Origin of the sequence: Rhizobium bangladeshense (genome assembly GCF_001662075.1) — a bacterium.
In the GTDB taxonomy this organism is placed as follows: domain Bacteria; phylum Pseudomonadota; class Alphaproteobacteria; order Rhizobiales; family Rhizobiaceae; genus Rhizobium; species Rhizobium bangladeshense_B.
Map to the genome: position 1 here is coordinate 1 of NZ_LYPL01000099.1, position 932 is coordinate 932.

Consider the following 932-nt stretch of genomic DNA (forward strand, 5'->3'; position numbering starts at 1 on the left):
TAAAGAGCCATCATGGCCAGTTCGCAGGACCGCATCGTCCTTGGCGTAATCGAAGACCGCCACCGATCATTCGGGCGGAATGAAAGGCCGGCTTGCGGTGCCGATCAAGCGCGCAGGCAAGTTCGAAGGCATTGTGAGCGTCGAAGGTTAACGGTGAGTTCCCCTGGAAAGGGGTGCTGGCGTTTCGCTGCGCACAATGGATAGCTATGCCGCAAATTGGATCAGGCGTCGGTTCAGAAATATTGCTTGACAATTTTGATGACGACTATCATTAAGCATCTATAATGATAAACATCATTAAAAGGGACAATCAGGGCCGCACCGGGCGGTTCGAAGGCTAAGGGCAATGGCGAGGATTGGGGCGAGGACACGCCGATTTCGTGCCGAAGGCCTTGTCGTCCCTTGGCGCCTGACGCCGCAATAGACTTCGAATTGGAGAAAGCCCTGTGAAGGCATTCGTCGTTGACAAGTACAAGAAGAAGGGAGCTTTGCGCCTGACCAGCCTGCCGGAACCGGAATTGGGGGACAATGATGTCCTTGTCCGGATTCAGGCCGCGGCCGTGAACCTGCTGGACTCCAAGATCCGAGACGGAGAGTTCAAGCTCATTCTTCCCTATCGTCCGCCCTTCGTCCTCGGGCATGACGTTGCTGGAACGGTCGTCAGGACCGGCCCCGGGGTCAGGCGGTTCAAGGTGGGTGATGCGGTCTATGCACGGCCGCGCGACCATCGGGTCGGAACATTCGCCGAATTCATTGCCATCGATGAAGCCGATGTGGCGCTGAAGCCGAACAACCTCGGCATGACGGAGGCGGCATCCATCCCGCTGGTGGGGCTGACCGCCTGGCAGGCACTGGTCGAGGTGGGCAAGGTCAAGCCTGCCCAGAAGGTTTTCATTCAGGCCGGTTCGGGCGGTGTCGGGACGTTTGCCATT

At 57.9% G+C, this 932-nt stretch carries 1 protein-coding gene; it reads left to right on the forward strand.

All coding sequences use genetic code 11. The annotated features are described in order from the left end of the window. Window positions 1-446 precede the first annotated feature (446 nt). The coding region (locus tag A7X77_RS31665) for an NADP-dependent oxidoreductase (RefSeq protein WP_156668219.1) at window positions 447-932 on the forward strand (486 nt) is incomplete at its 3' end.